This window comes from Planotetraspora phitsanulokensis (assembly GCF_016863295.1).
GTDB lineage: Bacteria > Actinomycetota > Actinomycetes > Streptosporangiales > Streptosporangiaceae > Planotetraspora > Planotetraspora phitsanulokensis.
This window is the reverse complement of record NZ_BOOP01000031.1, coordinates 60,819-87,515: the sequence shown is the minus strand read 5'-3', so window position 1 is coordinate 87,515 and position 26,697 is coordinate 60,819. Positions and strand designations below refer to the sequence as shown.

General features: G+C 71.0%; 24 protein-coding genes. 8 read left to right on the top strand and 16 right to left on the bottom strand.

Annotated elements, in window-relative coordinates; all coding sequences use genetic code 11:
* Window positions 1-4 precede the first annotated feature (4 nt).
* Entirely contained in the window at window positions 5-1,318 is a 1,314-nt protein-coding gene (locus Pph01_RS31010; protein WP_204076722.1) for a S8 family peptidase, read from the bottom strand.
* Between the two features lie 103 nt (window positions 1,319-1,421).
* On the opposite strand from Pph01_RS31010, the gene Pph01_RS31005 reads away from it, so the two are divergent.
* Window positions 1,422-4,064, top strand: coding sequence for a CHAT domain-containing protein (locus tag Pph01_RS31005; protein ID WP_204076721.1), 2,643 nt, complete (start codon window positions 1,422-1,424; stop codon window positions 4,062-4,064).
* Window positions 4,065-4,222: 158 nt separating this feature from the next.
* Here Pph01_RS31005 and Pph01_RS31000 read toward each other — a convergent pair whose 3' ends face one another.
* From Pph01_RS31000 to Pph01_RS30990, 3 genes are all read right to left on the bottom strand, one after another.
* Complete coding sequence (locus tag Pph01_RS31000; protein ID WP_239117145.1) at window positions 4,223-4,984, bottom strand: SDR family NAD(P)-dependent oxidoreductase; 762 nt, start codon at window positions 4,982-4,984, stop codon at window positions 4,223-4,225.
* A 159-nt stretch (window positions 4,985-5,143) separates the two neighbouring features.
* Window positions 5,144-6,043, bottom strand: coding sequence for a LysR family transcriptional regulator (locus Pph01_RS30995; RefSeq protein WP_204076720.1), 900 nt, complete (start codon window positions 6,041-6,043; stop codon window positions 5,144-5,146).
* Window positions 6,044-6,136: 93 nt separating this feature from the next.
* Window positions 6,137-6,877 (bottom strand): haloacid dehalogenase type II, encoded by a 741-nt coding sequence (locus Pph01_RS30990; RefSeq protein ID WP_204076719.1) that lies wholly within the window; start codon window positions 6,875-6,877, stop codon window positions 6,137-6,139.
* Between the two features lie 306 nt (window positions 6,878-7,183).
* Here Pph01_RS30990 and Pph01_RS30985 point away from each other — a divergent pair, with 306 nt between their 5' ends.
* Window positions 7,184-9,100: a Xaa-Pro dipeptidyl-peptidase gene (locus tag Pph01_RS30985; protein WP_204076718.1), complete on the top strand. Its 1,917-nt coding sequence runs from the start codon at window positions 7,184-7,186 to the stop codon at window positions 9,098-9,100.
* Window positions 9,101-9,195: 95 nt separating this feature from the next.
* Here the strand turns inward: Pph01_RS30985 and Pph01_RS30980 are convergent, their stop codons facing one another.
* From Pph01_RS30980 to Pph01_RS30960, 5 genes are all read right to left on the bottom strand, one after another.
* Window positions 9,196-11,394, bottom strand: a complete 2,199-nt coding sequence (locus Pph01_RS30980; protein ID WP_204076717.1) for a hypothetical protein — start codon at window positions 11,392-11,394, stop codon at window positions 9,196-9,198.
* Between the two features lie 86 nt (window positions 11,395-11,480).
* Window positions 11,481-12,011 (bottom strand): alpha/beta hydrolase fold domain-containing protein, encoded by a 531-nt coding sequence (locus tag Pph01_RS42980; protein ID WP_275412893.1) that lies wholly within the window; start codon window positions 12,009-12,011, stop codon window positions 11,481-11,483.
* Window positions 11,953-12,435 carry an alpha/beta hydrolase gene (locus tag Pph01_RS43455; RefSeq protein ID WP_204076715.1) on the bottom strand — a complete coding sequence of 161 codons (483 nt, stop codon included), beginning with the start codon at window positions 12,433-12,435 and terminating at the stop codon, window positions 11,953-11,955. The genes Pph01_RS42980 and Pph01_RS43455 overlap by 59 nt, the downstream gene beginning before the upstream one ends.
* A gap of 54 nt (window positions 12,436-12,489) precedes the next feature.
* Complete coding sequence (locus Pph01_RS30965; protein WP_204076714.1) at window positions 12,490-13,236, bottom strand: SDR family oxidoreductase; 747 nt, start codon at window positions 13,234-13,236, stop codon at window positions 12,490-12,492.
* Window positions 13,233-14,060, bottom strand: a complete 828-nt coding sequence (locus Pph01_RS30960; protein WP_239117144.1) for a thioesterase family protein — start codon at window positions 14,058-14,060, stop codon at window positions 13,233-13,235. The genes Pph01_RS30965 and Pph01_RS30960 overlap by 4 nt, the downstream gene beginning before the upstream one ends.
* A gap of 173 nt (window positions 14,061-14,233) precedes the next feature.
* Here Pph01_RS30960 and Pph01_RS30955 point away from each other — a divergent pair, with 173 nt between their 5' ends.
* Window positions 14,234-15,250: a LysR family transcriptional regulator gene (locus Pph01_RS30955; protein WP_204076712.1), complete on the top strand. Its 1,017-nt coding sequence runs from the start codon at window positions 14,234-14,236 to the stop codon at window positions 15,248-15,250.
* A 74-nt stretch (window positions 15,251-15,324) separates the two neighbouring features.
* Here the strand turns inward: Pph01_RS30955 and Pph01_RS30950 are convergent, their stop codons facing one another.
* Window positions 15,325-15,846 carry a cupin domain-containing protein gene (locus Pph01_RS30950; protein ID WP_204076711.1) on the bottom strand — a complete coding sequence of 174 codons (522 nt, stop codon included), beginning with the start codon at window positions 15,844-15,846 and terminating at the stop codon, window positions 15,325-15,327.
* Window positions 15,847-16,182: 336 nt separating this feature from the next.
* On the opposite strand from Pph01_RS30950, the gene Pph01_RS30945 reads away from it, so the two are divergent.
* Window positions 16,183-16,965 (top strand): GNAT family N-acetyltransferase, encoded by a 783-nt coding sequence (locus tag Pph01_RS30945; RefSeq protein ID WP_204076710.1) that lies wholly within the window; start codon window positions 16,183-16,185, stop codon window positions 16,963-16,965.
* Window positions 16,966-16,996: 31 nt separating this feature from the next.
* On the opposite strand, the gene Pph01_RS30940 is transcribed toward Pph01_RS30945, so the two are convergent.
* Window positions 16,997-17,332 (bottom strand): YrdB family protein, encoded by a 336-nt coding sequence (locus Pph01_RS30940; protein WP_204076709.1) that lies wholly within the window; start codon window positions 17,330-17,332, stop codon window positions 16,997-16,999.
* A gap of 28 nt (window positions 17,333-17,360) precedes the next feature.
* Window positions 17,361-17,735 carry a hypothetical protein gene (locus tag Pph01_RS30935; protein ID WP_204076708.1) on the bottom strand — a complete coding sequence of 125 codons (375 nt, stop codon included), beginning with the start codon at window positions 17,733-17,735 and terminating at the stop codon, window positions 17,361-17,363.
* Window positions 17,736-17,794: 59 nt separating this feature from the next.
* Between Pph01_RS30935 and Pph01_RS30930 the strand changes: the two genes are divergently transcribed.
* Complete coding sequence (locus tag Pph01_RS30930; RefSeq protein ID WP_239117143.1) at window positions 17,795-18,241, top strand: MarR family winged helix-turn-helix transcriptional regulator; 447 nt, start codon at window positions 17,795-17,797, stop codon at window positions 18,239-18,241.
* A gap of 66 nt (window positions 18,242-18,307) precedes the next feature.
* Window positions 18,308-19,144, top strand: coding sequence for a helix-turn-helix domain-containing protein (locus tag Pph01_RS30925; protein ID WP_204076707.1), 837 nt, complete (start codon window positions 18,308-18,310; stop codon window positions 19,142-19,144).
* A 34-nt stretch (window positions 19,145-19,178) separates the two neighbouring features.
* On the opposite strand, the gene Pph01_RS30920 is transcribed toward Pph01_RS30925, so the two are convergent.
* The 4 genes from Pph01_RS30920 to Pph01_RS30905 all read right to left on the bottom strand — a co-directional run bounded on the left by Pph01_RS30920 (window position 19,179) and on the right by Pph01_RS30905 (window position 24,150).
* Window positions 19,179-20,012: an oxidoreductase gene (locus tag Pph01_RS30920; protein WP_204076706.1), complete on the bottom strand. Its 834-nt coding sequence runs from the start codon at window positions 20,010-20,012 to the stop codon at window positions 19,179-19,181.
* A 153-nt stretch (window positions 20,013-20,165) separates the two neighbouring features.
* Window positions 20,166-21,269: an acetamidase/formamidase family protein gene (locus Pph01_RS30915; protein WP_204076705.1), complete on the bottom strand. Its 1,104-nt coding sequence runs from the start codon at window positions 21,267-21,269 to the stop codon at window positions 20,166-20,168.
* Between the two features lie 219 nt (window positions 21,270-21,488).
* Window positions 21,489-23,660, bottom strand: a complete 2,172-nt coding sequence (locus Pph01_RS30910) for a phosphocholine-specific phospholipase C (protein WP_204076704.1) — start codon at window positions 23,658-23,660, stop codon at window positions 21,489-21,491.
* 187 nt (window positions 23,661-23,847) lie between these two features.
* Window positions 23,848-24,150: a hypothetical protein gene (locus Pph01_RS30905; RefSeq protein ID WP_204076703.1), complete on the bottom strand. Its 303-nt coding sequence runs from the start codon at window positions 24,148-24,150 to the stop codon at window positions 23,848-23,850.
* Window positions 24,151-24,277: 127 nt separating this feature from the next.
* Here Pph01_RS30905 and Pph01_RS30900 point away from each other — a divergent pair, with 127 nt between their 5' ends.
* Both Pph01_RS30900 and Pph01_RS30895 read left to right on the top strand, forming a co-directional pair.
* Window positions 24,278-25,699 carry a DHA2 family efflux MFS transporter permease subunit gene (locus Pph01_RS30900; RefSeq protein WP_204076702.1) on the top strand — a complete coding sequence of 474 codons (1,422 nt, stop codon included), beginning with the start codon at window positions 24,278-24,280 and terminating at the stop codon, window positions 25,697-25,699.
* A complete protein-coding gene (locus Pph01_RS30895; protein ID WP_204076701.1) occupies window positions 25,696-26,694 on the top strand; it encodes a sigma-70 family RNA polymerase sigma factor in 999 nt (332 codons plus the stop codon). Before Pph01_RS30900 ends, Pph01_RS30895 begins: the two co-directional genes overlap by 4 nt.
* The last annotated feature ends 3 nt before the right edge of the window (window positions 26,695-26,697 follow it).

The window sequence follows — 26,697 nt, the reverse complement described above, 5'->3', positions numbered from 1 at the left end:
AAAGTCAGTGATCGACGGCGAACGGCCGGACGTCCTCGTGAGACAGCAGGGAGGTCGCGCCGGGCTCGCGGACGAGCCGGAGTGCCTCGTGAACGCCGATCCGCTTCTCCTGAGCCAGCCGGGCGATCTCCCCGCTGGCGGCGGCCGCGGCGAACGAGGTCCCGCTCCAGGTCGCGAACCCGGCGAAGCAGGTCAGCCCCGAATCGGTGAGCTCGTCCCCCTGTCGCACGCGGAGGCGGACGTCACCGTCCAGGTAGAGGCTGCGGACCTTCTCACCCGGCGCGATGAGGTCGACCCACGGCAGGTTCGGGCTGAAGGCCGCCCGCTCCTCCAGCGAGCCGGCGGCGAAGGAGCCGACGGCCACGACCTCGTCGCACGCTGCGGGCCAGACCGGCGTCGCGGCCGTGACCTGCCCGTCCCGCGAGGGCGGGGCGGCTCCGTGGTTCCCCGCGGCGGCGACGAGCAGCATGCGGGGGGCGAGCCGCTCGACTGCCCGCGCGAGCACGAGCGGGACGGCGTGGTCGACGGTGGTGCAGCCGAAGGAGAGGTTCAGGAGGTCCACGTCCTCGTTGAGGAAACCGGCCATCCTCTTGGCGACGTCCCATGAGCTGACGCTGACACCGTCGTCGCCCAGCACGGACCTGATCAGCAGTTCGGCGTCCGGCGCCCGCTGGAGGATCAGCCCGGCCACGAACGTGCAGTGCCCGGCCAGAGACGACAGCGGCTCCTGCGCGCCGGCCGGCAGCAGCGCGTCGCTCGACGCGAGATATCTGCCCGCCAGCGCCGGATGGGCGGCGATCCTGCTGTCCAGGATCGCGACCCGCACGGGCCGCTCACCCGAGTCCGGCGTGCGGGGCAGGGCGAACGCCTCGGCGGCCTCGGGAACCTCGGTTCCCGCGCCCCCCGTGTACGGCGACCCTTCGACCCCGTCCAGCAGCCGGTGTTTGCCGACGGTGACGTTCCACCCGCCGTACTGGTCGCGGGCCCGCTTCCGCAGGGCGAAAAGCAACAGGTCGACCGCGGGCACCGCCTCCCCCGGGTAGGCCCTGTCCTGCGCCGCCTGCGCCGCCGCCAGGATCTCGGCGTCCCCGCGGAGGACGGAGTCCACCGCCGGGAGGCCCGGCAGGTCCAGCAGGGCCAGGCCGAGCGCTTCGCTTCTGTCGTGCTCCGCCCAGGCCTTGTCCGGGGCCGGATCACCCCCGCGACCCGCCCACTCCTCGATCATGTCCGTGACCATCCGCCGGTGCGCCAGTTCCACGACGAGCTGGTCGTCCGCGTAGGCCTCGCATCCCGTTCGTATCTGCCGCTCGATGTCCACGTGACGTCCCCTTCCATGAGACGGAATACCGCACTCATACAGAGGAGTGTTATCTCCGGTTTGATACATCACGGCCGAAGAACTATCCGGCACACTTCGGGAAGTGAACACGACGGAGGCCGATCCCGCCAAGGAGATGCTGCGGTTGGCCGAGGCCGACCCCGCGCGGCTGACGGCGTGGGCCGCCGACGTCACCGCCGAGGCGCGTACGAGAGGCGACCTCCTCCTGGAGTCGGTCGCCGAGCGCGCGCTGGGCATCGCCGCCGTGCATCTGTACGACCTCAGGACCGCGACGGGACATCTGCGTGCCGCGATCAGGCTCGGCAGGCGCGCCCGGTCGTCGGCGGTCGCCGCGGAGGCGAGGATCCGGCTGGCGTTCGTGCTCAGCCTGAGCGGCCGCCCCCACCAGGCGCTGCGCGAGATCGACACCGCGCTGCCCGATCTGCAGGGCGTGGCACGCGCGCGGGCGGACGCCCAGCGCGCCGCGGTCTTCAACCATCTCGGCCGCCTCGGCGACGCGCTCGCGTGTTACCGGGCGGCGGTCCCCGCCCTCAGGCGAGCGGGCGACCACCTGTGGCTGCAGCGGGTGTTGTCGAACCGGGCGATCGTGCACGGGTACCGGCACGAGTTCTCGGCGGCCGAAGCCGACCTGCGCGAGGCCCAGGAACTGTGCCAGGAGCTCGGCCTCGACCTGTCGCTGGCGATCGTCCGGCTCAATCTGGGCTGGGTGTCCGCCGTGCACGGTGACATCCCCACCGCGCTGAGCCACCTCGACGTGGCCGAGGAACGGTTCCGCGCGCTCGGCACGCATCAACTCGGCTGGCTGCTCATCGACCGCAGCGAACTGCTGCTGTCGGCCGGTCTGGTCGCCGAGGCGCGGGCCGCGGCGGAGGAGGCCGTCGAGGAACTCCAGCGTCGCAACCGCGTGATCGGTCTGCCGGAGGTGCGGCTGCTGCTCGCGCGGGCGGCGATCCTGCAAGGTGACCACGAGCGTTCCCTCCAGGAGGCCCGGCGGTCCGTCGTCGAGTTCGGCCGGCAGCGCAGGCGCGAATGGTCCGTCCTGGCGAGATTCGTGGTCCTGCGGTCCGAGGCGCTGAGGGCGCCGGGCGACCCGGCTCTCGTCGGCGCGCTCGAACGTTCCGCGACCGCGCTCGCCGCCGCGCACTGGCCCGCGAGCTCGGTCGAAGCCCGGCTGCTCGCGGCTCAGGCGGCCTTCGACCGCGGGGCGGTCGCCCGGGGCCGCCGCTCGCTCGAGGAGGCGGCCAAGGGACGCCTGCACGGGCCGGCCCTCCTTCGCGGCCGCGCGTGGCAGGCGGAAGCACTCCTCCGCATGGAGAAGGGCGACGTCCGCGGCGCGGCGACCGCCGTCCGGGCCGGTCTGCGCGTGCTCGACGAGCACCGTGCCACCCTGGGCGCCACCGACCTGCGCGCCTACGGCTCACAGTTCCGGGCCGAGCTGGCCGCCGTCGGCCTGCGCATGGCGCTGCGTGACGGCAGACCGGAAAAGGTCCTCACCTGGGCGGAACAGGCGCGGGTGAGCCGACTGCTGACGCGCCCAGCGCGCCCTCCCGACGACCCCGTGCTGGCCGCGACCCTCACCGAACTGCGCGCGACCGTGCACGAGATCCAGGACGCGCGCGAAGCGGGCCGCGACAGCGCCCACCTCGTCCGGGACCAGATCTCGCTGGAGCGCCGGATCCGCGACCACTGCCGCCGCCGGCCGCCGGTGAGGACGCCGGCGATCCGCCCCGTGCCCGTCGCCCTCCTGCGCGAGCGGATCGGGGAGAGCGCGCTCATCGAGTTCTTCCAGCTGGCCGACCGGCTGCACGCGGTCAGCGTCATCGCCGGGCGCCTCCGGGTGGAGTCACTCGCGCCCCTCATGCCGGTTCGCGACCTGATCGACCGGATTCCGTTCGCGCTGCGCCGTCTGACCGGCCGTGTCCCGGCCGCGAGCAGGGCCGCGGCCGAGGCGATGTTGCGCGACGCCGCCGCCCAGCTCGACGCGATGCTGCTCGGGCCCTTCATGGACGCCGTCGCCGACCGTCCGCTGGTCGTGGTTCCCAGCGGGCCGCTGCAGTCCCTCGCGTGGTCGGTCCTGCCGTCCTGTTCCGGGCGGGCCGTGACCGTCTCCCCGTCGGCGACGTTGTGGCATGCGGCCGCCCAGGTCCGGGACGCGGGCGGGCACATCATGGCGGCCGCGGGTCCGGGGCTGCCCGGTGCGCGGGCCGAGGCGGAGACGGTCGCGTCCCTGCACGGGGCGCCCGCTCTGCTGGTCGGCGCGGGGGCGACGGCGGAGCGGGTCCTGGACGCCCTCGACGGATCCCGCCTGGCGCACCTGGCGGCGCACGGCCGCCTCCACGCCACCAACCCCCTGTTCTCCTCGCTCCTGCTGGCCGACGGCCCGCTGACCATCTACGACCTGGAGCGGCTTCACCGGGCGCCGCACATGGTCGTCCTGGCGGCCTGCGACAGCGGCCGGTCGGTCGTGCGCGCCGGAGACGAGTTGCTCGGCCTGAGCGCCACGTTCCTGGGGCTGGGCGCACAGACGATCATCGCGCCGGTGGTGTCCGTCCCCGACGCCGAGACCGCGCCGGTCATGGTCGGCGTGCACCGGCTGCTGCGGGAGGGGCATTCGGCGGCCGAGGCCCTGGCCCGGACTCAGCAGGCCGGCGGCAGGGACGCCATGGCGGCGTCCGCCGGCTTCGTCTGCATGGGAGCCGACACGGCGTTGCCGGACGCCTCGTGAACGCCTCGTCGAACCCCGCCGCGGGTAGGAGGCGCTGTCCACCGGCGACATCGCCGACGCGGCGGGGATCCGCCTCCCGCGCCTTCCGTGCCCGCGTCCGGAGGCCGGGCAGCGGCCGGCCGGTGGGAACCGGCCGGCCGCCGAGCGGCGGGCGCGGGTCAGACGGCCCAGCGGCCGCCGTCCACGTGGAGGGTCGTCCCATGGATGAAGCTCGACCGCGGCGAGGCCAGGAACGTGATCGCCTCCACGATCTCCTCCGGCGTCCCGGGCCGCCCCGCGGGCAGAGTCTGCGCGAGCGAGTCCAGAGCGTCGCCCATGGATGCGGTGCCCTCGGTGCGTGTCGGCCCGGGGCTCACCGCGTTGACCCGCACTCCCTTCGGGCCGAACTCCGCCGCCCAGGACTTCGTCAGCAACACGACCGCCGCCTTGCTCGACCCGTAGAGGGCGTAACCGGCGTGGCCGTACTCCGCGACCATCGTGGTCACGTTGACGATCGAGCCCCGGCCGCGCCCGGCCATGGCCGGAGCGAGCTCGGCCACCAGGAAGTACGGGGCCTTGACGTTCACCCCGTAGACCGCCTCGAAGTCCTGCTCACTCGTCTCGGTCGTGGGACCGAACGGGTAGACGCCGGCGTTGTTCACCAGCACGTCCACATGGCCGAGCAGTGCGGTCGCGCTCTGCGCCAGCGAACGAGCGGACTCCTCGTCACGCAGGTCGGCCGCCACGAAGTGCGCCCGGCCCCCGAGCGCCCGGATGTCCTCGACCGCCTGCTTGCCCCGCAGCTCGTCACGGCCCGACAGGACCACCTCGGCGCCCAGCCCGGCCAGTGCCCTGGCCGCCTCCCGTCCGATGCCGCTGGTGGCTCCGGTCACCAGCGCCCCCGTGCCCGACAGCTCCGCGGTCATCACTCGTCCGGTCATGCCTTTCACCCCTGATCACTGATTCGTGTCCGGCCGTCGCCATGCCTTCGCCGACGGCCTCGCGGGGTGTAAGCCCGAAGCCGCCCGTGAGCTTCCGAAACTTTCATCGCGACGGCTTATGGCCGCCATCGGCCGGGCTTCGAGCGGTCCCCGCCGCGCTCAGGAGACGCCGGGCTCCTCGAGGCCCGCGATGAAGTTGGCCAGGTCGCGGCGGCGTGAGGCGGCCGGCCAGACCGCCCAGGTGCGCCGCACCAGGGGGGAGCCGATCAGAGCGGACCAGGAGACGGAGTCGGGAAGCGCCTGCGCCCAGTTCGGCGGCGCCAGCGCGAAGGCCTTGCCCGCGGCGACGGCGGCCAGCTTGACCTCCGCGATCAGCGCCTGGCCCTCGGGGGCGGGCGGGCCGATGTCCACACCATGGCTGCGGAGGATCGCCACCACCTCGTCGTACCACGCGGGACTGCCGGATCGGGGGAAACTCAGCCACTCCAGACCGCCGAGCGCCTCCAGACGGATGCCGTCAGGACCGGAGATCTCCGCGGCCTGCTCGGCGGACAGCAGCACGCCCAGGCTCTCCCTGACCACCGGCATCGCGTCGAACTCCGGCCCTCCGGGCCGCTCGCGGAGCAGGCCCACGTCGAGTTCACCGGCCCTCAGCGCGGCGAGCTGCGCGGCCGTGGGCAGGTGCCGGGCCTGGACCCGGGTCTCCGGGCAGACGGCGGCCAGCCGGTCCAACGCTGGGCCGAGCAGATCCGAGGGCAGTTCCAGCGGAATCCCCAGCCGCAGGACCCCCGCCCCCTCGGTCGAGTACGCCGCCATCGTCCGGAGCGCCTGATCATGCCGCGCCAGGACGGCACGCGCCTCGGCGACCAGGGTCGTCCCCGCCTCCGTGGGCGACACCCCCGTGCTGCTGCGCACCAGCAGCTTCACGCCCAGCTGGCGTTCCAATGTCGCGATGGTCTGTGAGAGCGCCGGCTGGCTGAGATGCAGCCGACGGGCCGCCGCCGACAGTCCCCCGTCCTCGACCACGGCGACGAAGGCACGTAGTTCCCGCAACTCCATCCGCCCATGGCACCACACGTCCGCGAGGAGTCCGCAGGCAGGCGGCCTCCGGCAGGCCGCGCGCGCTCCGGAGCTCAGGTCACCGGGTGCGGGTCAGGGACGCCGGCGGGAGATCAGCAGGCCCGCCAGGGCGGGCAGATCCGGCGCGACGAGGTCGGGCTGGGGCAGGGAGGCCACGGGCAGCGGCGCGTTGCCCGGCCGGGTGATCAGCCCCGCGGTGAAGCCGGCGCTCTGCGCTCCCATGGTGTCCCAGACGTGCGCCGCGATCATGCAGCACGAGGACGGCGGCACGTCCAGCTCCTGGGCCACCATGTGGTAGCACTGCGGGGCGGGCTTGAAGGCGCGCGTGGTCTCGACGGAGAACTGCCGCTCGAAGAACCGCGCGAGACCGGCGTGCTCCAGCGGACTCCGCCCCTGCGGGTTCGGCGGCGAGTTCGTCAGCGTCACCATGCGGAATCCGGCGTCCCCGAGCCTGGTCAGGCCCTCCTCCACATCGGGGTGGGCGGGCATGGTCAGCATCGCCTGCCTGATCTCCTCGACGTCGGCGTCGGCGACCTCCACGCCGTGGACGTCGCCCACCATCTTGAGCAGGCCCTGGCCCAGGGTGAAGAACCCCTCGTACAGACCCGACAGGGTGACGGTCATCGAGTACATGAACAGGTGGCCGAGCCACTCGCGCATGACGCGCCGGTCTCCGAAGATCTTCTCGAAGAGCGGGCTCATCGACTCGAAGTCGATCAGTGTCTCGTTGACGTCGAACACGAGCACCGCCGGCTCCCCGCCGGCCCACTCGCCGTCCGAGGGCCGCCGGGTCCGGGGCGTGGAGTGATTCATGATCTCCCCCTGTTCCCTCCCCGAGGCCGTACCCGGGGGCCTCACCGGAAAACCGCGGCTCCCAGGGCGCCGCGCGGTGCCGGGCCACGGTGACGTCACCTCGCGCCGATCTCGACATTTGTAGGAAACGCCGCAATCAAGAGAGAACGGCCGTCCAAAGACATTCGGTGCCTTCAACCCATAGCGTCAAACGGGCCGACTTTACGGTCCCTTTAACTCCGCACGTGGCCGGTCCCCCCGGTCCCGGGCGCCTGATCGCTAGGGAAAAGCTTGCCGATGTCCATACCGCGCCGAACGACAGGCCTTGTGGCACCGACCGTCCTCCGGAGTCTTCGATCAGCACGTGGCGCCGCCGCGGCGCTGGGTCTCGCCGTCACCGCGACCCTCACGGGGATCGCCGCGAACCCGGCACCCGCCGCGGCGAACGCCCCCGTCGGGCCGGTCTTCCAGAACGGCATGGCCCAGCCGGTGTTCTCATCGAACAGAAACGACTGGATCCGCCAGGAAGTATGGGTCCAGACCCCGATCGACAGCGACGGCGACGGACGGAACGACCGAGTGCACGCCGAGGTCACCCGGCTCCGGGAGACCGAGACGGACGGCCTGAAGTCGCCTGTCGTCTACGAGGTCAGCCCCTACTACGCAGGTGGCAACCCGATCACGAACCACGACGTCGACCACGAGCTCTACGAGGCTCTGCGCCCGGGCAAGGGCTGGCAGAACCGCGGCGGTTCGGTGCTGGACCCGGCGGCCGACGAGCGGCTGGCCGCCGCGACCGCGGAAGGGGACGGCGCCGCCGCGAGCGCCGCGGCCACCGGCCCGCAGCCCGCCATCAGCACCAGCCACGAGTCCAACTGGCTGCCCCGTGGTTTCGCCGTGGTCCACGCCGAGTCGCTGGGCAGCGGCAAGTCCGACGGCTGCCCGACCACCGGCGGGCGTAACGAGACCATCGGTGCGAAGTCCGTCGTCGACTGGCTGAACGGCCGCGCGAAGGCCTACGACGCGACCGGCGCGGAGGTCAAGGCGACCTGGACGACCGGCAAGGTCGGCATGATCGGCACCTCGTACAACGGCACCCTGCCCAACGCGGTCGCGAGCACCGGCGTCGAGGGGCTCGAGGCCATCGTGCCGATCTCGGCGATCTCGAGCTGGTACGACTACTACCGCGCGAACGGCGCCGTCGTCGCCGCCGGCGGCTACCAGGGCGAGGACACCGATGTGCTCGCGGAGTACGTCTACACCCGCGCGGACAAGCAGATCTGCCGAAGCGTCATCGAGGAGCTCGCGAAGGCGCAGGACCGGGTGACCGGCGACTACAACGCCTTCTGGGACGAGCGCAACTACATGAACGACGTCGACAAGGTCCACGCCGCGGTGCTGGTCGCGCACGGGCTCAACGACTGGAACGTCAAGACCAAGCACGCCGCGCAGTGGTACGAAGCGCTCAAGGCGCGCGGGGTGCCGCACAAGATCTACCTGCACCAGGGTGGGCATGGCGGCTCCCCCAGTGTCGACGTGCTCAACCGCTGGTTCACCCGCTACCTGTGGGATTACAAGAACGGCGTGGAGAACGACCCCCGAGCCCTGATCCAGCGCGAGGACAGGACGCTGGTGGAATACCCCGAGTGGCCTGACCCGACCGCGAAGGACACCGAGCTCAACCTGGCGCCCGGCACGAGCGGGGCCGCCGGCGTCCTCACCGACGACAAGACCCGCCAGGGCAAGCCCGTGACCGAGACGATCGTCGACGACGCGACGAAGACGGCGCAGACTCTCGCCGACGCGGCGACGTCTCCCAACCGTCTGGCCTACAAGTCGGGGACGCTGTCCGGTGCGGTCAGGCTCAGCGGCACGCCGCTGGTGTCGCTGCGGATGTCGTTCGGCCAGCCGGCCGCGAACGTCACGGCGCTGCTCGTGGATTACGACCAGAACGGCAAGGCCAAGATCATCACGCGGGGCTGGACGGATCCGCAGAACCGCACGTCGATCTGGAAGACCACCCCGGTCAAGCCGGGCAGCAAGTACCGCCTCGACTTCGACATGCAGCCGCATGACTACGTGTTCCCTGCGGGCCACAGCATCGGCGTCGTCCTGCTGTCGAGCGACTACGAGTACACCATCCGGCCCACCCCCGGCGCGACGCTGCACCTCGACACGACGAAGAGCACCGTCATGCTGCCGCTCGTGGGCGGAGCGGGCGAGTTCACCTCGGCGAACGGCTGATCCCGATCCCGACGACAGGGCGGGCCGCCACCCGGCGGCCCGCCCTCGCCTGTCTGGGACATGGCGGCGCAGCGAGCCCGTGAGAGCCCCGCACGTCAGGGGACCAGGGTCGGCTTGAGAAGGGTGACCTGGCCGGATCCGGGCAGTCCGATGGTGATGTTCGCCCGGTACAGCCGAGTCCGGCCGGCGACGTCGGTGATGTTGATGTCGTAGGTCGCCACCTTGAGGAAGGGCTCGATGCGGAGGTTGTCGTGCTGCAGGCGGGCGATGATCTCCGGGTCGGCCTTCCCCAGGAGGCTCCGAAGCCAGGGCCGCAACTCCTCGCCCGTGTAACCGGAGTACAGGACCGTGTAGTCGACGATGCTCCCCGACTTCCGATGGCCGCGCATGAACCCTTCGATGTGGTTGTTGGTGAACGCGTTGGCCGTACCGGGCCCGAGGAGGATCGGATACTCGTCGAACCCCACTCCTGGGCCGATGAGGTGGCAACGCTGATAGTCGGGCAGGCCGTAGTAGCTGCCGGCGTGGAGCAGGCGCTCGGCGCCGGGACGGGCCGCGAGCGCCGGGGCGACCAGGACCGGTCTCGTCCGGCGGGTCTCGGCCTTGATCATGCCGACCATGTGGTCCAGCACCTGTTCCCTGCGTGCGGGGACGCCGACGGCGGCCGACAGTCCGCCGGTCAGCAGCACGTCGATCCGGACGGCCCCACGCTGATCCTTGTGCAACGCCCGGGCCATGGCCATGGCCTCGTCGGCGAAGGCGGTGAACCTGCCTTCCGAGTGCAGCGTCTTCACGCCCTTGGCCGCCCCCGGCACGAACGGCAGCGCCGCCATGAGCAGGTCCATGGCCAGACCCGCCTTGCGATCGTCGGCCTCCTTACGCGCCCGTTTGGCCTCCTCCGGGTCCCCGAATCCCGCCCCGGCCGCGGCGCCCAGGTCGTCGGCTCGCTTGTCGGCTCTGCGGGACTCGCCGATCGCGCCGACCGCCGTCGCCGCGCCGTAGACGTCGGCCGTGGCCAGGACGGCGGCCGCGAGCGGAGCGGCCGGGCTGAGCAGCGCGATCAGTGACAGCCCGCCCAGCACGAGTTCGCCGTACATCCTGCGCTCGGCGGCGGCGCGTTCCGCCTCGGCCTTCCGTTTGAAGTACCCCTCGATGAAGGTCTTCTCGGTGAGGTTCTGCCAGGACACCCCGGAGGGGCCGGAGTACGCCCCGCTGAGCAGCAGGTCGTGCGTGACCCGCAGCGCCTTCCAGTCCAGGGTCGGCAGTTTCCCCAGCAGGTCGTCGAGATGCTTGATGTTCTCCCTGGTCACCCGGGTGATGACGCTGCCGGCCTCGGCGTCGCTCGAGCCTCTCAGGCCGCTCACGCGACGCAGCAGCGTCGGGTCCGGCGCCTGCGCCAGCGCGGCGAGGTTGGCGTCCTCGTTGATGAGCGCGTCGGCCAGCTGCCGGAAGTCCCGCTCGTTCGCGGCGCATTCGGCGTAGACCTTGCCGATCACGGCGAGGCGGGTCTCGTCGATCACCACCTCTCCGCCGCGCTGCAGCAACTTCTCGCGCGACTCCCTCGGGTCGAACAGGATCGGGCCCGGGCCGCGCGGCCCCGCCATCAGGCCGAACGGGTCGCCGGCGGCCGGTGGCGGGGTGGGCTGCTGCCCGAACGGCTGGAAGGTGTCCGGCTTCCTGCTTCCCACCGGAACGGACCGCAGCAACTCATCCCAATTGCGCAGAAAATCCACGAGGGTGGCGGTGTCGATCAGATCTCGCACGTTGAGCCTGCGCTCACCGGCCACCCGGCTCATCGCCTTGTCATGGTCCTCGACGCCCGTCGGCTCTGGGGGCCGTGACCGGTTCTCCTTGGCTGCCGCGGCAAGCCCGCGTGCCAGATCCTCGAGCGAGCGCTTCTTGGCCGAGGCCAGGTCCCGGGTGGCGTTCTTCGTGTCGGCCTCGAAGACGCCACGCAAGGAGCGTGACGCGTTGTCGATGTCCATCTTCCGGCTATTTACGGATTTGAACCACAGATCGCGGAAGACGGGGTCGTTCACCGCAGCAGGCAGATCCCTGCCCTTCTTGTTCCACAGATCCTCGAGGTCGCCCGTCATCCCGAGGTATTCGCAGGCGAAGGTGTCCATCTCCTTCGAGATCTCCGCCGCCGTCTGCCGGGACACCAGCACACCCGCGGCCCGGTTGCCCGCCTCCCGCTGCACACCGAGAAGGCCGGGTACGGCCATGCGCGGGGGAACGACCGGCCGCTCCGATTCCGGTCGCCGTACGGGTCGTTCCTGAGAGAACTCCATCACCCACGAACGTTCGCCATCGCGTCAGGCGCGTCAACAGACCTGCCCTTCGGGGCGAGCACCTCGTCCCCTTCGGGCAGAGACGACGGTCATCCGGCGAAGGCGGCGCGAAGGGCGTCGACCGCGTCACGCCGCAGCCGCCTGCCCGCCTCGACGTCGAGGGACATGTAGCCGTGCACGGCTCCGGGCTGGACGTGGAGTTCGACCGGGACTCCGGCGCGCATCAGGCGGTAGGCGTAGCGAACGCCCTCATCGAGGAACAGATCGAGCGAGCCGACGGCGATGAAGGCGGGAGCCAGGCCGCCGACGTCGTCGGCGCGAGCCGGAGACGCGTACGCGGCGATCCGCTCGCCGCCGTTCTCGTGGCCGAGCAGGGACGCCCAGCCGAAGTGGTTGCTCTCGCGGGTCCAGACGAACTCGCCGGTACAGGGGTTGGGGTCGGTCTCGGCGGCGGTGCGGTCGTCGAGCATCGGGTAGATGAGGAGCTGGGCCCGGAGCGGGATCTCCGCCCGGTCCCGGACGAGCTGGGCGAGGGAGGCGGCGAGCCCGCCGCCGGCGCTCTCACCGACGACCGCGATGCGGCCCGGGTCGACGCCGAGTTCGCCGGCGGCGGCGTACAGCCATCGCAGGGCGGCGTAGCAGTCCTCCAGCGGTCCCGGGTGCCGGGTGCCGGGTCTCGGGGGCGAGCCGGTAGTCGACGGAGACCACAGGGCAACCGAGTTCGCCGGCGAACTCGTTGATCAGCGCCTGGCTCTGCTCGGCGGCCCCGGACACCATGCCGCCGCCGTGGATCCACACCAGTGCGGGCAGGGACGCACCGGTCCGTCCGGCCGGAGAGGTGACGATCACGCGGACGTCCGGCGCGCCGTCCGGGCCGGGCACGTGCCGTTCGCGGATGACCAGGTCGTCCTGGGCGGCCGCCGGAGGGAACAGCCGCGGTCCCATGACGCGCACCTGCGGCAGGGTCTCCTGATTCAGGACGATCGGAGGGAAGGCGTCCACGAAGGCGATCATCTGCGGGTCGACGAGGTGTCTGGTGTTCACGATGTGCCCCTTGCTTGTGGTGTGATGCGCCCGCCGTGGCGGGCCGGACGGCCCCTACGTGTCACGGCGGTTCGCGCGGAAGTCGCCGACGACGACCTCGCCGTCGACGACTGCCCAGGACAGTCCCTCGACGGGGCCGGAGAGTGCGGCCTTGAACCGCCGGCTCACGTCGTCGGCCAGGACCTCGGTCCGCCCCTCGCTCAGGGCGACCAGGACGTCCCGGGCGACCTGGCGGGGGTCGTTCTTGACCACCGCGAGGCTGCTCGTCATGTCGGTGTCGGTGTAGCCGAGGTGGACGCCCAGGACCTGGGTGCCGTGCCTGGCCAGTTCGACGCGCAGCGCGTTGGTCACCGACCACAGCGCCGCCTTCGACGCGCCGTACGCTCCCGCGCCCGCGGCCCAGGACAGGGCGGAGTGGATGTTCACCATCGCGCCGCCGCCGTTGGCGGCCAGGACCGGTGCGAAGTGACGGGCGACGCGCAACGGGCCGAAGACGTTGGTGTCGAACACGGCCTGGACGTTCGCGACGGGCTCGGCCATGATCGATCCCCGGGCGGGCAGTCCGGCGTTGTTGACCACGATCGAGACGTCGCGTGCGCACCGGGCCAGCGCGGCGACCGCCGCCTCGTCCGTGACGTCGAGGGCGACCGGCTCGATCCGGGCGTCGCCCGCCGGTGCGGGCACGCGCGCGGTGGCGTACACCTTCGCGGCGCCGAAGTTCAGGAATTCGGCGGCGAACGCCTCGCCCAGCCCCCGCTGTCCCCCGGTGACCAGCACCGCGGCTCCCTCGATGGCGGTCATCGGCTTCGGGCGGCCGGAGTGGAGGCCGGCATGCGGACCGCCGCCAACTGGGTGGCCTGGCCGACCAGGCGGTCCTCACCGTCCCAGGCGTACACGGTCTCGTCCAACCGCCCGTTCGTGACGTCCGCGGCCTGCGTGCGGACGCGGAGCGGACCGGGCGCGGGGACGCGCCGGATGTAGGCGCTCATCTGGATGGTGGGAGCCCAGCCCGGCAGATCGAGGTCGAAGCCGACCGACGGGACGGGATCGAGGGCGACGAGCAGCGAGAGCGGATCCCAGTCGGAACCGTCGGCGAGGCGGTGCCAGCCCGCGATGACGCCGCGGCGGGACGGCGAGCCGGACAGGAATCCGAGGCGGCCGGGGTCCAGCCGCTGCTCGACCACCTCCATCAGCGGCACCGGGAAGGCTCCGCCCGGCGCCACGGGCGGGGTCCGCGGGCAGTACCGCTCCTCGGGGAGGTCCACCGGCTCCAGTCCCGACCACCACGGGCCGGCCTCCTCCAGCCGCTCCAGCGTGATCAAGGCCTCGACCCGGACGGAGCCGTCCTGGGTCAGGCGGGCCCGCACCTGGGTGGCGCTCCTCCCGGTCCGCAGCGGCTCGACGTGGATCTCGGCCGGGCCCGGGACGGGCGCGGCGGCGAATACCCCGCTGACCACGCTCGGATGCGGATGACCGTCGCCCGCGCCGTCGCAGACCGCGCGGCCCATCACCGCGAGCAGGTATCCGCCGTGCAGCTTCCCGCCCACGCTCCACTGCGGGTCCAGGTCGGCCTCGTAGACGTCGCCGCGCCGGACGACCGATACGGCTTCCCGAAATGTGCCCATATGCATCCCCGTTCGTCGTTCAATGCGAGGTTCACGTCGTCCCGGTCGTCAGATCGAATCCGCCTTTACTGACTAGTTCGGACATTTCGGTTCAAATGCTGTCGTAGATGGAGATCTCAGGAGATGAACAGATGAGCTATCGGTAATCGCAGACCGTGATAGACCCTGGAAGGGTGGAGTTACGACATCTGGCCGCCTTCATCGCCGTGGCGGAGGAGGGCGGCTTCACCCGCGCGGGCGAACGGCTGCACCTGGTCCAGTCGGCGGTCTCCGCCGCCGTGCGCAACCTGGAGCGCGAACTGGGCGTCACGCTGTTCGAGCGGACCACGCACATGGTCGAGCTGACCGACACGGGCAGGCTGCTGCTCGCCGAGGCACGGCGCACGCTGAGCGCCGCCGAGGCCATGCGCGGTGTCGTCGACCAGCTGAGCGGCGGCCTGCGGGGTACGGTGCGGCTCGGCGTCATGCAGTCCCAGCGCCCGCCCTGGGTCAGCGTCCCCAGGCTGCTGGCCGGCTTCCGCGAGGAATACCCGGGCGTGAACGTGGAACTGCGCTGCGGCGCCAGCGCCGAACATGCGCGGGACCTGCGGGAGGGCCGCCTGGATCTGGCCTTCGTCGCGCTCCCGGCCGGGGCGGCGCGCACCCTCACCCTCACCCCGATCGCGAGTCAGGTCATGCGGCTGGTCTGCCCTCGTGAGCACTGGGCCGCCGGTCGCGACGACGTCGAACTGCACGAGCTGGCCGACGAGGCGTTCGCCGACTCTCCCGTCAACTGGGGCAGCAGGATCGTCGTCGACCGCGCCTTCGAGGCGGCGGGCGTCGAGCGCAAGGTGCACTACGAGGTCGGCGACATGTCGAGCATCGTCGACTTCGTTCACTACGGGCTCGCGGTCGCCGTCCTGCCGCCATCGGTCGTCGACGAGGCTGCCGACGTGTGCCTCGTCTCGATCAGCGAGCACGCGCCGGTGTTCGCCACCTCGATCGCCGCCCCCGCCGACCGTGAGCTCACCCCGGCGGCACTCGCCCTGTTCGAGGCCATCCGGACGACGGCCGCCGCCGAGCGCCGCGACCGGGCTCTCCTCCCGTCCGCGCCGGGCGGCGGCCACCCGGACCACGTCCATCCCGGACGCGCCCACGAGCCGGCCGGCTCATCTGGCCGGCCGGTGGACTCGCGGTCGCACCAGGTGTGACGGCGGCGGCCCGGGCGGCCGCCTCATGGCGCCCGGGCAACCGTCCTGTCGAACGGCTCGAACGGGGGCGGCCGCTACAGGTTCTCCTCCGGGAGGAGGACGGAGCCGTAACGTGCGGCCAGCTCCATCATCGGCGCGTACCGCTCGGGCCCCCAGAGAGTCGGCTGCTCACCGGGCCGCGGGTCGTCTCCGCCCTCGACGAAGGCTCCCTCCGGGCCTCCCGGGGTGAACAGGAAGAGCATCCGGGCGGGGTGCACGCCGACGTTTTTGAACCGGTGCCGGTGTCCCCGGGGAATGAAGACGAAGTCACCCGGCCTGCCGATGAAGGTGCGGTCGCCGTCGAGGAACTCCAGCTCCCCGGAGAGCAGGTAGAACGCCTCGTCGACGTCGGTGTGGATGTGCGCCACGGGCCCGGCGCCCGCCGGGATCGAGCCCTCGATGAATCCGAGCGAGCCGTTGCTCTCCTCCGCGAGGATCTTGAGCGTGTACACGTCGCCGACCACCCACTTGGTGATGCCCTCGCCCGCGGGCACGTGGATGGCGCCGTTGACGTGCTGGGTGTCGGTCCCGCCCGGGACCTGGAAGGGAAGACTCATGGGATTCTCCTTGCCTGTGAGGATTCGCTGAGGTCGTCCGTACGCTTCGAGCGGGCGCGGCGAGATCTCGTCGACGAAGAGACGAGCGGGTGCCGGCCGAGCGATCTCGGGTCCGGCCGCGTGGGCGTTGCGGACCGCCTCATGACCGCGAGTGGGATGTTTCGGCCTAGATGCTGCCGTGAAGGGAAATCTCGGGAGATGAACAGATGCGCTACCGGCAATCGCGATCAGCGATGAACCACGCGGCACACGGCAGGTGACCGACGGCCGCTTGGCGGCACGACGTCCTCGGAAACCCGATTGCGCCGTTCATCCCATCACTGCTCGGATGTACGGATGAATAACGACGATGTACTGGCGACGTTCGACACCCAGATGCGAAGGAACGCCCGGCCCGACAGCCCCGGAGCCCGGGTCGACAGGACGGAGACGACGACGCGGCAGACCGGCGGCGAGAGCGGGTGGAACGGCGTCCTGTGGTCCGCCCTCGACGCGGAGTCCGCGGACGCGGCGATCGCCGAACAGGTGGAACACTTCGCCGGGCTGGGGCTGGAATTCGAATGGAAGCTCTACAGCCATGACCTCCCCCACGACCTGCCCGAGCGGCTCCTCGCGGCCGGGTTCACCGCCGAGCCGCAGGAGGCCGTGATGGTCGCCGAGGCCGGTGAGCTGTCCACCGCCGTCGCGCCTCCCGAGGGGATCACGCTGCGCGAGGTGACCGACGAGGCCGGGGTCGACCTCATGGCGATCGTGCACGATCAGGCTTTCGACACCGACGGCTCGAGGATCAGGCGGCAACTCCTCGAGCAGCTCACCGAGGCTCCCGACACGGTCGTCGCCGTCGTGGCCATGGCCGGCGACGTGCCGGTCAGCTCGGCGCGGTCGGAGTTCATTCCGGGCACCGACTTCGCCGGACTGTGGGGCGGCGGCACCGTCGAGGCCTGGCGCGGTCGTGGCATCTACCGCGCCCTGATCGCCTACCGCGCCCGCATCGCCCTCGAACGCGGCTACCGCTACCTGCAGGTCGACGCGTCCGACCAGAGCGCTCCGATCCTCGCCCGCCTGGGGTTCGCGCAGTTGAGCACCACCACCCCGTACGTGTATCAGCCCAAGAGCTGACCCGCGCCGCCGGAGCCGCCCGCCAGGCGGGTCAGAGGTGCTGGACGGCCGTGCTGAGCAGATAGAGGGCCACGAAGACGGATGCCGCGCGGCGGCCCCGGGAGGCGGCCAGAGCGGCGGCCCCTCCCCCGTACCAGCAGATCTCCAGCGCAACCCGGGCCAGGCCGTGCAGCGGGTGGCTCGCCGTGGGGGCGCCGAACCCGCCCCACACGACGATGAAGACGGCCGGCGCCCCGAGCCCGGCCAGTACTTTGATCAGCCTCGTCGAGCCACGGGTGAACCCCCAGTAGCAGGCCGAGGCGTAGACCGCCAGTTCGAGCAGTAGGGCCAGTAACAGGTCGGCGTCTTTGACAGCGGTCCACGACATCGCGAGCTCCTGGGGTCGGTGAGACAGATCAGTGGGAGGCGATCCACCAGGCCGAGACCAGGTGGACGAGGGCGCACACCCCCGCGCCGACGGACATGCCGAGGTGGCGTCGCATGACGCCGAGCACGGAATCGCCGACCTGAGCCAGGCCCAGAACGGTCAGCAGGGCGGCGAGTCCGGCCGAGCCTCCGGCCGCGAGCATCACCAGGGCGACCGCGCTGAGCGGGACGGCGCGCACCGCGTACGCCCTGGCGTAGAAGTCGACCCCCGCGGTGATCGGAGCGCCCTTGGGCAGCCCCAGGCCCGGATTGATGACGCCCGCCACGGAGGAGACCCCTGAAAGAAGCGCCACCGCGCCGTTGGCGACAGCGATCACATGGTCGGCACTGACGATTGCACTCATTCGATCTCTCCATGAATGATTCACACTCTGAATGATGCTGGGACGCTATCATTGTGGGCATGGACGACGTCAAGGGGGCGGCCGGGCTGCCTGCGACGGTGGTGTTCCGGCTGGGCACGCTGGGCACGCTGGCCGGTGACCGGTTCGCGGAGAAGATCGAGGCCTACGACCTCAAGGTCAAGCACGCGGGGCTGATGACGGTGCTCAGCCTCGGTCCCGCCGTCTCGCAGCAGGATCTGGCCGCGAAGATGGGCGTCGCCCCCAGCCTCGTGGTCTCACTGGCCGACCATCTCGAAACGCTCGGAGCGGTCCAGCGCGTGCGCGATCCGCAGGACCGGCGGCGCCAGGTGCTCACCCTCACCGCGCACGGCCGGGAACTGCTGGAGAAGTGCGCGGCCGAGGCCCGCGCCCTCGACGAAGAGTTCACCGCCGCCCTCACCCCCGATCAGGCCGCGGCACTCGGACAGGCGCTCGCCGTCCTCACCGCACAGGCGGGCCTGCCATAGGAGCCGACTCAACCGGCCCCCAGACCTGGCAAACTCCTTGACCCGGCCGGGTCGTAGGTTGTCAATATGGACGGCAAGAGCCCTCTTGGAGCGTTTCTTCGCGCCCGACGCCAGGTCACGACCGTTGATCAGGTGGGGCTGCCGAACATCGGCAGCCGCCGGACGCCTGGATTACGCCGGGACGAGGTCGCGCTGCTGGCCGGCGTCAGTGCCGACTACTACATCCGGCTGGAACAGGGGCGGGAACGCAATCCGTCGGATCAGGTGCTCGACGCCTTGGCACGGGTCTTCCGGCTCGATGCCGAGGCGACCCAGCACCTTCATGATCTTGCGCGCCACCGGGCGTCCCGGCACGGTCCGGTCGGCCCTTACGACTGGCTGCGCCCGTACGTGCTGCAGTTCATCGAGGGCTGCGATCACGCGGTCGCGTTCGCGCTTAACCGCCGTCTTGACATCCTGGTCAAGAACCCGCTGGCCTCAGCTCTGTACCACGGGCTGGACGACTGCGACAACCTGCTGCGGTTGATCTTCCTCAACCCCGTCGCGCGCGAGTTCTACCTGGACTGGAGACAGCAGGCCGAGGACGTGACGGGCCACTTCCGGGCCGCACTGGGAACAGGCGGAGACGACCCGTTCGTCCAGGATCTCGTCGAGGAACTCTCGCACGGGAGCGAGGACTTTCAGCAGATATGGGCCCGCCACGAGGTCCGCACCAGGACGCACTGGTCCATTTCCTATCGCCATGGCGTGGTCGGTGAAATCACCCTCCACTACGAGATGTTCCGCGTCGGCAGCCCCACCGCCCAGCAGCTCGTCGTCGGCCAGGCCGAGCCGTACACCTCCTCCGAACGCGCGTTCCGCAGGCTGGGCAGGCTCGCCGGAAGTCCCGCCGATCGGCACTGACGGGGCGGACCTCGACTTCCCGGCGCTCAGGTGGTCATCGCTCGTCGATGTCGGTGCCGGTGCTGAGCTCGGCCCACGCGTCCAGGGAGGCCTGATCGGCGTCGAGGACACCGCGGAACGCGTCGACCGCGTCCGTGCCGAGCAGGAGAAGAGCCGGCGGTTCCGGTGAGCTGACAGCGGTGATGATCGCCTGCGCCGCCTTGCCCGGGTCGCCCGGCTGGGTGCCGTGAACGGTGTCGTGCTCCTTGCGGCGCCTTCCGGCGGTCTCGGCGTAGTCCGGGATGGCCTCGGCGGACTGGGTGAGCGAACGGCCGGCGAAGTCGGTGCGGAACGCGCCGGGTTCGACGGCGAAGGCGGTGACACCCAGCGGCATCAGTTCCTTGCGCAGCGAGCCTGTCATGCCCTCGAGCGCCGCCTTCGTCGCCGCGTAGTACCCGGAGCCCGCGGGTGTCATCCGGGCGCCGATGGAGGAGACGTTCACGATGGCGCCGGAGCGCCGGGCACGCATCCCGGGCAGAACGGCCTTGATCATGGCCACGGCGCCGAAGAAGTTGGTCGCGAACAGGCGCCGCACGTCCGCGTCGTCCCCTTCCTCGACGGCGGCGCGGTATCCGTAGCCGGCGTTGTTCACGAGCACGTCGACCGCGCCGAAGCGCTCCTCGGCGCGGCGCACCGCTTCCTCGACCTGGGCCTGCTCGGTCACGTCGAGAGCGAGGGCGAGCGCGGTTCCGGGGTGGGCGGCCGCGAGGTCCAGCACGCTCGACGCGTCGCGGGCGGTGACGACGGCGTTGTCGCCGCGGGCGAGCACGGCTTCGGCGAGGGCTCTGCCGAGGCCGGTCGAGCATCCGGTGATCAGCCAGGTGGACATGGTGATCGGTTTCCTTCTCTCTGGTGCTGGTTGTCATGAGGCCGCGAAGACATTCTTGGCGAGGGTGACGGGTGACATGGCACCGGGGTCCTGCCGGGCGCCCGTGATCGGGAGCCCGGCCGTACGTCCCCTGGACCGGCGGGAAGGCCTGTGTCAGGGCAGCAGGGACTTGGCGATGTAGGCGACGACGACCTTGTTGCCGTCGACCGCCTCGGCGACGACGAAGTCCACGGCGATGCTGCACAGGGCGTAGGCGTCGGCGATCGTCAGCTCGCCTCCGGTGACCTGGACGAGATGGGCGACGGCCTCTTTGACCGCGATCCGCAGTGCGACGTCGAGGTCGGCGTCGATGCCCATGCACCAGAAATACTCGTCGCTCTCCGCCCGCGGCCACTCCAGACCCCCGCCCTTGCGGACGACGAACCGCACGGTGAGCGCCATCGAGTGCTCGACGGCGGTCTGGTCGACCTCACCGTGGCCCTGTGCGCCGTGCGTGTCGCCCGTGTAGAACATGCCGCCCGGCTGGAAGACCGGCAGGTACAGCGTCGTACCGGCGACAAGGTCGCGGAAGTCCAGGTTGCCGCCCCACCGGTCCGGCGGGTTGGCGGAGACGAAGCCGGCAGACGTGGGCGGCGCGACCCCCATGATCCCCGCGAAGGGCCTGAACGGGACCTTGATGCCGTGGCCGAACGAGTAATGACGGCCCGAATCGTCCAGCCGGAGCAGGCGGGTCGAGGCCGTGTCCAGCAGATCTCCGCAGACTCCCGCGCCCGGGCCGGTGCTGTTCACGCCGTACGGGACGCGCGGGGAGACGTCCAGGATGCGGATCTCCAGCACGTCTCCGGGTTCGGCGCCCCTCACGTGGATCGGCCCGGTGAGAATGTGGCCGCTGGAGCCGGCCGGGCGGGGGTTGGCCGCGACCTCCACCAGTTCGGGCAGCACCTGGTCGGCGGGCACGCCCAGCTTCTCGAAGTAGGCGACCGGCCCCTCGGCGGCGGACACCCCGGCCTGGTTCACCGCGTCGATCCTGACCACCGTGCCGGAGTCCACTGTCAGCACCGGCGCCCGGTCGGTGGGAAAGTGACCCCAGATCGCGGTCTCCCGGGTGGTCTCGAGCACGACCGGTTCCGGATGGCCGGGCGGTGGCGACCACGACGTGACCACCTCTCCGGTGAACGGCCCGCCCCTCGCGGTGCCGAAGGCCTCCGTAGAGCCGGGCGGGTCGGTCGGTGTCGCGGGCGACTCGGGTGGTCTCACGTCAGTCGGCCTCCGGGGGAAGGGACGATCGCCAGGGGTTTCGCCAGGGCGCGTTCCGTTTTGATATTGCCCTGTTGATACCGCACGACGAACTCGCCGCCGCGACTCGCCCCGGCGAAGTGACCGAACCGGTGGCCCGGACAGGGCCGGGCCCTCCCCTGCGGGCTCGGTCGCGATGCGCCCGAACACGGCGGGAAGGGCCGGCCCCGGTGCGATGGGTCAGCCGGTGACGCTGACCTCACCGGTCTCGAGGTGGCCGACGAACCGCTGCGACCAGGCTTCGTCGCAGTCGGCCGTGACGGTCACGTCGTACCAGCCGTCGCTTTCCTTCAGCGGGTTCACCGTCCACGCCTCCTTGCCGTGCGCGTCGACCTTCACGGTGTGCGACTGGCCGGAGATGTAGTTGTTGTGCGTGATCGTGAACGTCACGCGCGAGTCCCCGTGGTTGCGCAGCCAGAGCTTCAGCTTCGGGTGCTTGGTCAACTTGCCGTCGTAGTAGTCCGCCTCGACGACGAGGTCCTTGCCGGCGGCGGCGACGTCACCGACGAACCGGCGCAGGAACCGGTTCGGCCCGGTGACGGTGATGTCGTACGCGGTGTCGCCCGCGGAGGCGCCCACGGCGCCGGTTCCGGACGCCGTCGCGTGGGCGTCGACGGTGTACTGACCGGGGAACGCGGCCGGGTACTGCGCCAGCGTCGGGATTCCGCCCCGGTTGTTGTACACGGCGAAGTGACTCGCCTTGGTCACGAACTCGGCCTCGTTGCTGAACGTCAGATTCGCGACGACACCGGAGGTTCCGCTGGTGAACCCGGCCAGGTTGGCGTTCGGCTGGTACGGCAGCGGGCGCGCCCGCCTGGTCCCCGCCTCCTGGGTCGGCATCGTGTTGTCGCCGGGCAGCGGGGTGTACCGGGTCTCCGGGACGAGTGCCCCGGTGGCCGGCAGGTCGGGCATGCCGTACACCGGCTTGTCGAAGTCGAAGGCGCCCGTCAGGTCGCCGCAGACCTTGCGCCGCCAGTCGCTGATGTTGGGCGAGACGGCGGGCTTGCCGAGCGCGGTGGTCCACTTCTCGAGGAGCTGGATGACCGAGGTGTGGTCGGAGACCTCCGAGGTCACCCAGCCGCCGCGGGTCCAGGGCGAGATGAGGAGGAGCGGCACGCGGAAACCGAGCCCCACCGGGAGCGGTTCCTTGACACCGTAGGCGGCCATGGTGCCGGAGACGAACTCGTCCGCCTCGCCCGGCGCCGGCATGGGCGGCGGGACGTGGTCGAACTGGCCGTCGTTCTCGTCGTAGTTGATGATCACCAGGGTCGAGTTGAACACGTCCGGGTCGGCGTTGAGCGCCTCGAGGACACCGCGGAGGAAGTACGCGCCGTTGCTCGGCGCCGTGACCGGGTGCTCGGAGAAGAACTGGTTGTTCACGACCCAGTTCACCTGCGGCAGCGTGCCGTTGACCACGTCGGCGCGGATCGCGGCGATGAGGTTGTCGGCGTTGCCCGACAGCCCGGTGATCGGCTCGGGGACGTTCTTCACGCCGTTGTCGTAGTAGACGTTGCCCGGAGCGGCCTTCCCGCCCTGCGTGGGGTCGAGCTTGGCGAAGGTGTCGAAGTACTCCAGGCCGTTGTCGCCGTAGTCGTCGGCGCACTGGTAGACCCGCCAGCTGACGCCCGCCTCCTGGAGCGTCTCGGCGTAGGACTTCCACGGCAGGAACTTGCCGCGCTCGTCGCCACCGTCGTATGCGGTGAAGGTGCCGTGCTTGTGGTCGGCGTTGATGGTGCCGCCCCACAGGTAGGTGCGGTTGGGCCCGGTCGCGCTGAGCACGGAGCAGTGGTAGGCGTCGCCGACCGTGTAGGCGTCGGCGAGGGCGTAGTGGAACGGCAGGTCGCGGCGGTCCATGTAACCCAGGGTGGTCGGCCCGCCCTTGGCGTAGTACCAGCCGTTCATGAGCCCGCCGTACCAGGCGCCGTGCTGGTCGGTCCAGCCGTGGCTGGTGCCGCCGTAGTTGGCGGCGCCGAGCTCGGCGCTCGGCGGCGTCGCCCCGCTCCAGGTCTTCGCTCCGCTGAGCCGCCACGGGTACTGCGTGTCGGCCCCGGCCGTCAGCGTCTTCGGCTGCTCCCAAACGGTCTTGCCACCCGGGAGCAGGATGGTCGAGCGGTCACCGAAACCGCGCACTCCCTTGAGTGCGCCGAAGTAGTGGTCGAAGCTGCGGTTCTCCTGCATGATCACGACGACGTGCTTGATGTCACGGATGTCGCCGTGCGGCTTGTGCTGGTTGCCGGGCTTGCTCTGCGTGGAGGCTTCGGCAGCGCTCACGGGCAACGCGGCGCCGACGGCGGCCGCTCCGGTGACGGCGGCGGCCGTGCCGAGGAAGTTTCTCCGGGACAAGTTGGACATTGACTCAAGACCTCCGAAAACGAAAAGACGTGCCCGAAGATCGTGGCCCCACGACCTTGCCCGAGAGCGACGGCAAACCGACGCCCGAATTGCCGGTTGCGCAAGACCAAGGTGACGCGAGCGCCGGAAGCGGCTCGGCGAGCCGGGCGACGTCCCGTGGGACGGGCCGACTCGCCGGGCCTTCGCGCTACCCGTTCACTCGCACCACAGCGGAGGAGTACGAGCCGACCAGGGTGGCGTCGTCGCGGACGGGACCGACGGCGAGCCGGTCACCGAGGCCGCGCTGGAACTCCTGGAAGGCGGCCAGTCCGGGCAGGCCCTCACCATCGACCACGTGGACGAAGGTGACGCCGTCGGCCAGCCGGAAGGAGCTGTAGTGCAGGCCGGGCGGCGCCGTGCTCGCCAGCTCAGCGAAGACGTTCTCGATCAGGCGCTGGTTCTCGTCGGCGGCCTCGGGCCTGGTCTGGTAGCGGATCACTGCTGTGGTCATCACGGTTCTCCTCGGTCGTCGACTGTCACTCCTTCTGACAACGCCGGCACTCCGAACTCATCGCCGCGATGAATTCGCTCCCCCGTCGCTGTCAGTACCGGTGACGGCGAACTTCTGGAGGACCTCAGTGAGTGGCAAGGAACGGACGACTGTCGAGCAACGCCGGGTGCTGGGCCTGACCTCGCTCGGCTCGGTGATGGTGGCGCTCGACGTCCTGGTGGTGGCGTCGGCGCTGACCACCATCAGGCGGGATCTCGGCGCCTCGATCGAACAGCTGGAATGGACGGTGAACGCCTACAGCCTCAGCCTCGCGATGTTGCTGGTGACCGCCGCGGCGGTCGGCGACCGGTGGGGCCGGCGCCGGACGTTCGCGGCCGGACTCTCCCTCTTCTCCGTCGCGTCGGGCGTCTGCGCGCTGGCGACCTCGGTGCCGATGCTGATAGCCGCCCGGACCGTCCAGGGAGTCGGCGCGGCCATCGTGATGCCGCTGGCGATGAGCCTGCTCGGTGCGGCCTTCCCGCCAGAAAGCCGCGGCCGGGCGATCGGCGTCTTCAGCGGCCTGACCGGTCTGGCGGTGCTGGGCGGTCCGATGATCGGCGGCGCCGTCACCGAGGGGCTCGCCTGGCAGTGGATCTTCTGGATCAACGTGCCGGTGGGTGCCCTGGCGATCGTCCTCGTCCTGCGGTGGATCCCCGAGAGCACGGGAGCGGCTCGCCGGCTCGATCCGGGCGGAGCGACGCTGATCACCCTCGCCGTCCTCGGCGTCGTCTGGGGCGTCGTCCGCGGGGCCGCTGTGGGATGGAACAGCCCGGAGGTGATCGGGTCGTTCGTGCTCGGCGGCCTCCTGCTGCTGGGGTTCCTGGCCTGGGAGAGGCGCACGCCGCAGCCGATGGTGCCGCTGGCGTTCTTCCGGTTGAGGGCGTTCTCCGCCGGCAACGCGGCAGGCTTCTTCCTGACCGCGGCGCTCTTCGGCGCCGTCTTCTTCCTCGCCCAGTTCATGCAGGCCGCGTTCGGCTCCGGCCCGTTGCAGGCCGGGCTGCAGCTCCTGCCATGGACGGCCACGCTGTTCGTGATCGCGCCCGTCGCCGGCCGTCTTGTGGACCGGATCGGTGAACGTCCGCTGGTGGTGACCGGGCTGGCCCTGCAGGCGGCCGGCATGTTCTGGATCAGCCGGATCAGCGGCGGCGCCGTCCACTACTCCGAACTGGTGCCACCGCTCATCGTCGCCGGTTGCGGCGTCTCGATGGCGATGCCGGCGACGCAGAGCGCCAGCATCGGAGCGCTGCCCCGCGAGGCCGTCGGCATCGCCTCCGGCGTCTACAGCATGATGCGGCAGCTCGGGGGCGTCGTCGGGGTCGCCGTCCTGGCCGCGGTGTTCGCCGCCGCCGGGGGCTACGAATCCTTCACCACCGGGTTCTCCCGAGCCTTGGCCGTCTGCGGCGTACTGTCGTTGCTCGGAGCACTCGCGGGACTCGGGATCGCCATGCCGCGTACGACACGTCCGGGCGCACCGGCCGCCCGGCAGGAGCCGGTCGAGGAGTTGAGATGAACCTCGAGGACGAGTTCGCACAGTACAGGGGCGAACTGCTCGCCCACTGCTACCGGATGTCCGGGTCCCTGCACGACGCGGAGGACGCGGTGCAGGAGACGTACCTGCGGGCGTGGCGGGGGTTCGCGGAGTTCGAGCACCGCTCGTCGGTCAGGACCTGGCTCTACCGGATCGCGACCCGGGTCTGCCTGAACGCCCTTCAGCACAGCAGCCGCCGGATGGTGCCGTCGGCGTTGGGCGCTCCCGGCATCGACCCGGATGACATCGAGGCGGAGGCCCTGGAGGTCCGCTGGCTGGAGCCGTTCCCCGACCTGCTGATGAGCGCCGACCCGGCTCAGGTCGTGGGGACTCGGCAGAGCCTCAGGCTGGCGATGGTCGCCGCGCTGCAGCACCTGCCGCCGCGGCAGCGCGCGGTTCTGATTCTGCGTGACGTGCTCGCCTGGCAGGCGTCCGAGGTCGCCGGTCTGCTCGAGACGACCACCGCGGCGGTCAACAGCGCGCTCCAGCGGGCCCGGGCCGAACTGGCCAGGCTCGCACCCGCCGAGGACCAGTTCAGCGAACCGGACGAGCCCGCACGCCGTGCCCTGCTCGACCAGTACGCCAAGGCCTTCGAGACGGCGGACCTGGCCGCCCTGGAAGATCTGCTGACTCAGGACACCCGGTGGGAGATGCCGCCGATCCCGACCTGGTTCGACGGCCGCGCCGACGTACTGCGCCTGATCCGGGCGAAGTTGACGCCAGGCGCGGGCCTGCGCCTCATGGTGGAGACGTCCGCGAACGGGCAGCCGGCGTTCGCGAAGTACGTCCGCGGCCGCGACGGCGTCTTCCACGCGCACTCGATCCAGGTGCTCACCCTGACCGGAGAAGGCGTGTCCTCGGTGCTCGCCTTCCACCGCGCCGACCTGTTCAGCTCCTTCGGCCTCCCGCTCGACCGTCCGCCAAGGAGCGCGGGCGCGGCGGCCCTTGGGCAGGTCCAGGCGGGGACGGGATCGTGATGG

Coding starts and splice junctions, on each gene's coding strand:
- Pph01_RS30940 (WP_204076709.1), bottom strand. CDS start 17,332: ATGTCGTGGACCGCTGTCAAAGACGCCGACCTGTTACTGGCCCTACTG.
- Pph01_RS30895 (WP_204076701.1), top strand. CDS start 25,696: ATGAACCTCGAGGACGAGTTCGCACAGTACAGGGGCGAACTGCTCGCC.
- Pph01_RS30995 (WP_204076720.1), bottom strand. CDS start 6,043: ATGGAGTTGCGGGAACTACGTGCCTTCGTCGCCGTGGTCGAGGACGGG.
- Pph01_RS30945 (WP_204076710.1), top strand. CDS start 16,183: ATGAATAACGACGATGTACTGGCGACGTTCGACACCCAGATGCGAAGG.
- Pph01_RS30910 (WP_204076704.1), bottom strand. CDS start 23,660: ATGTCCAACTTGTCCCGGAGAAACTTCCTCGGCACGGCCGCCGCCGTC.
- Pph01_RS30965 (WP_204076714.1), bottom strand. CDS start 13,236: ATGACCGCCATCGAGGGAGCCGCGGTGCTGGTCACCGGGGGACAGCGG.
- Pph01_RS30960 (WP_239117144.1), bottom strand. CDS start 14,060: ATGGGCACATTTCGGGAAGCCGTATCGGTCGTCCGGCGCGGCGACGTC.
- Pph01_RS30935 (WP_204076708.1), bottom strand. CDS start 17,735: ATGAGTGCAATCGTCAGTGCCGACCATGTGATCGCTGTCGCCAACGGC.
- Pph01_RS30905 (WP_204076703.1), bottom strand. CDS start 24,150: ATGACCACAGCAGTGATCCGCTACCAGACCAGGCCCGAGGCCGCCGAC.
- Pph01_RS30920 (WP_204076706.1), bottom strand. CDS start 20,012: ATGTCCACCTGGCTGATCACCGGATGCTCGACCGGCCTCGGCAGAGCC.
- Pph01_RS30950 (WP_204076711.1), bottom strand. CDS start 15,846: ATGAGTCTTCCCTTCCAGGTCCCGGGCGGGACCGACACCCAGCACGTC.
- Pph01_RS30930 (WP_239117143.1), top strand. CDS start 17,795: ATGGACGACGTCAAGGGGGCGGCCGGGCTGCCTGCGACGGTGGTGTTC.
- Pph01_RS30990 (WP_204076719.1), bottom strand. CDS start 6,877: ATGAATCACTCCACGCCCCGGACCCGGCGGCCCTCGGACGGCGAGTGG.
- Pph01_RS31000 (WP_239117145.1), bottom strand. CDS start 4,984: ATGACCGGACGAGTGATGACCGCGGAGCTGTCGGGCACGGGGGCGCTG.
- Pph01_RS30925 (WP_204076707.1), top strand. CDS start 18,308: ATGGACGGCAAGAGCCCTCTTGGAGCGTTTCTTCGCGCCCGACGCCAG.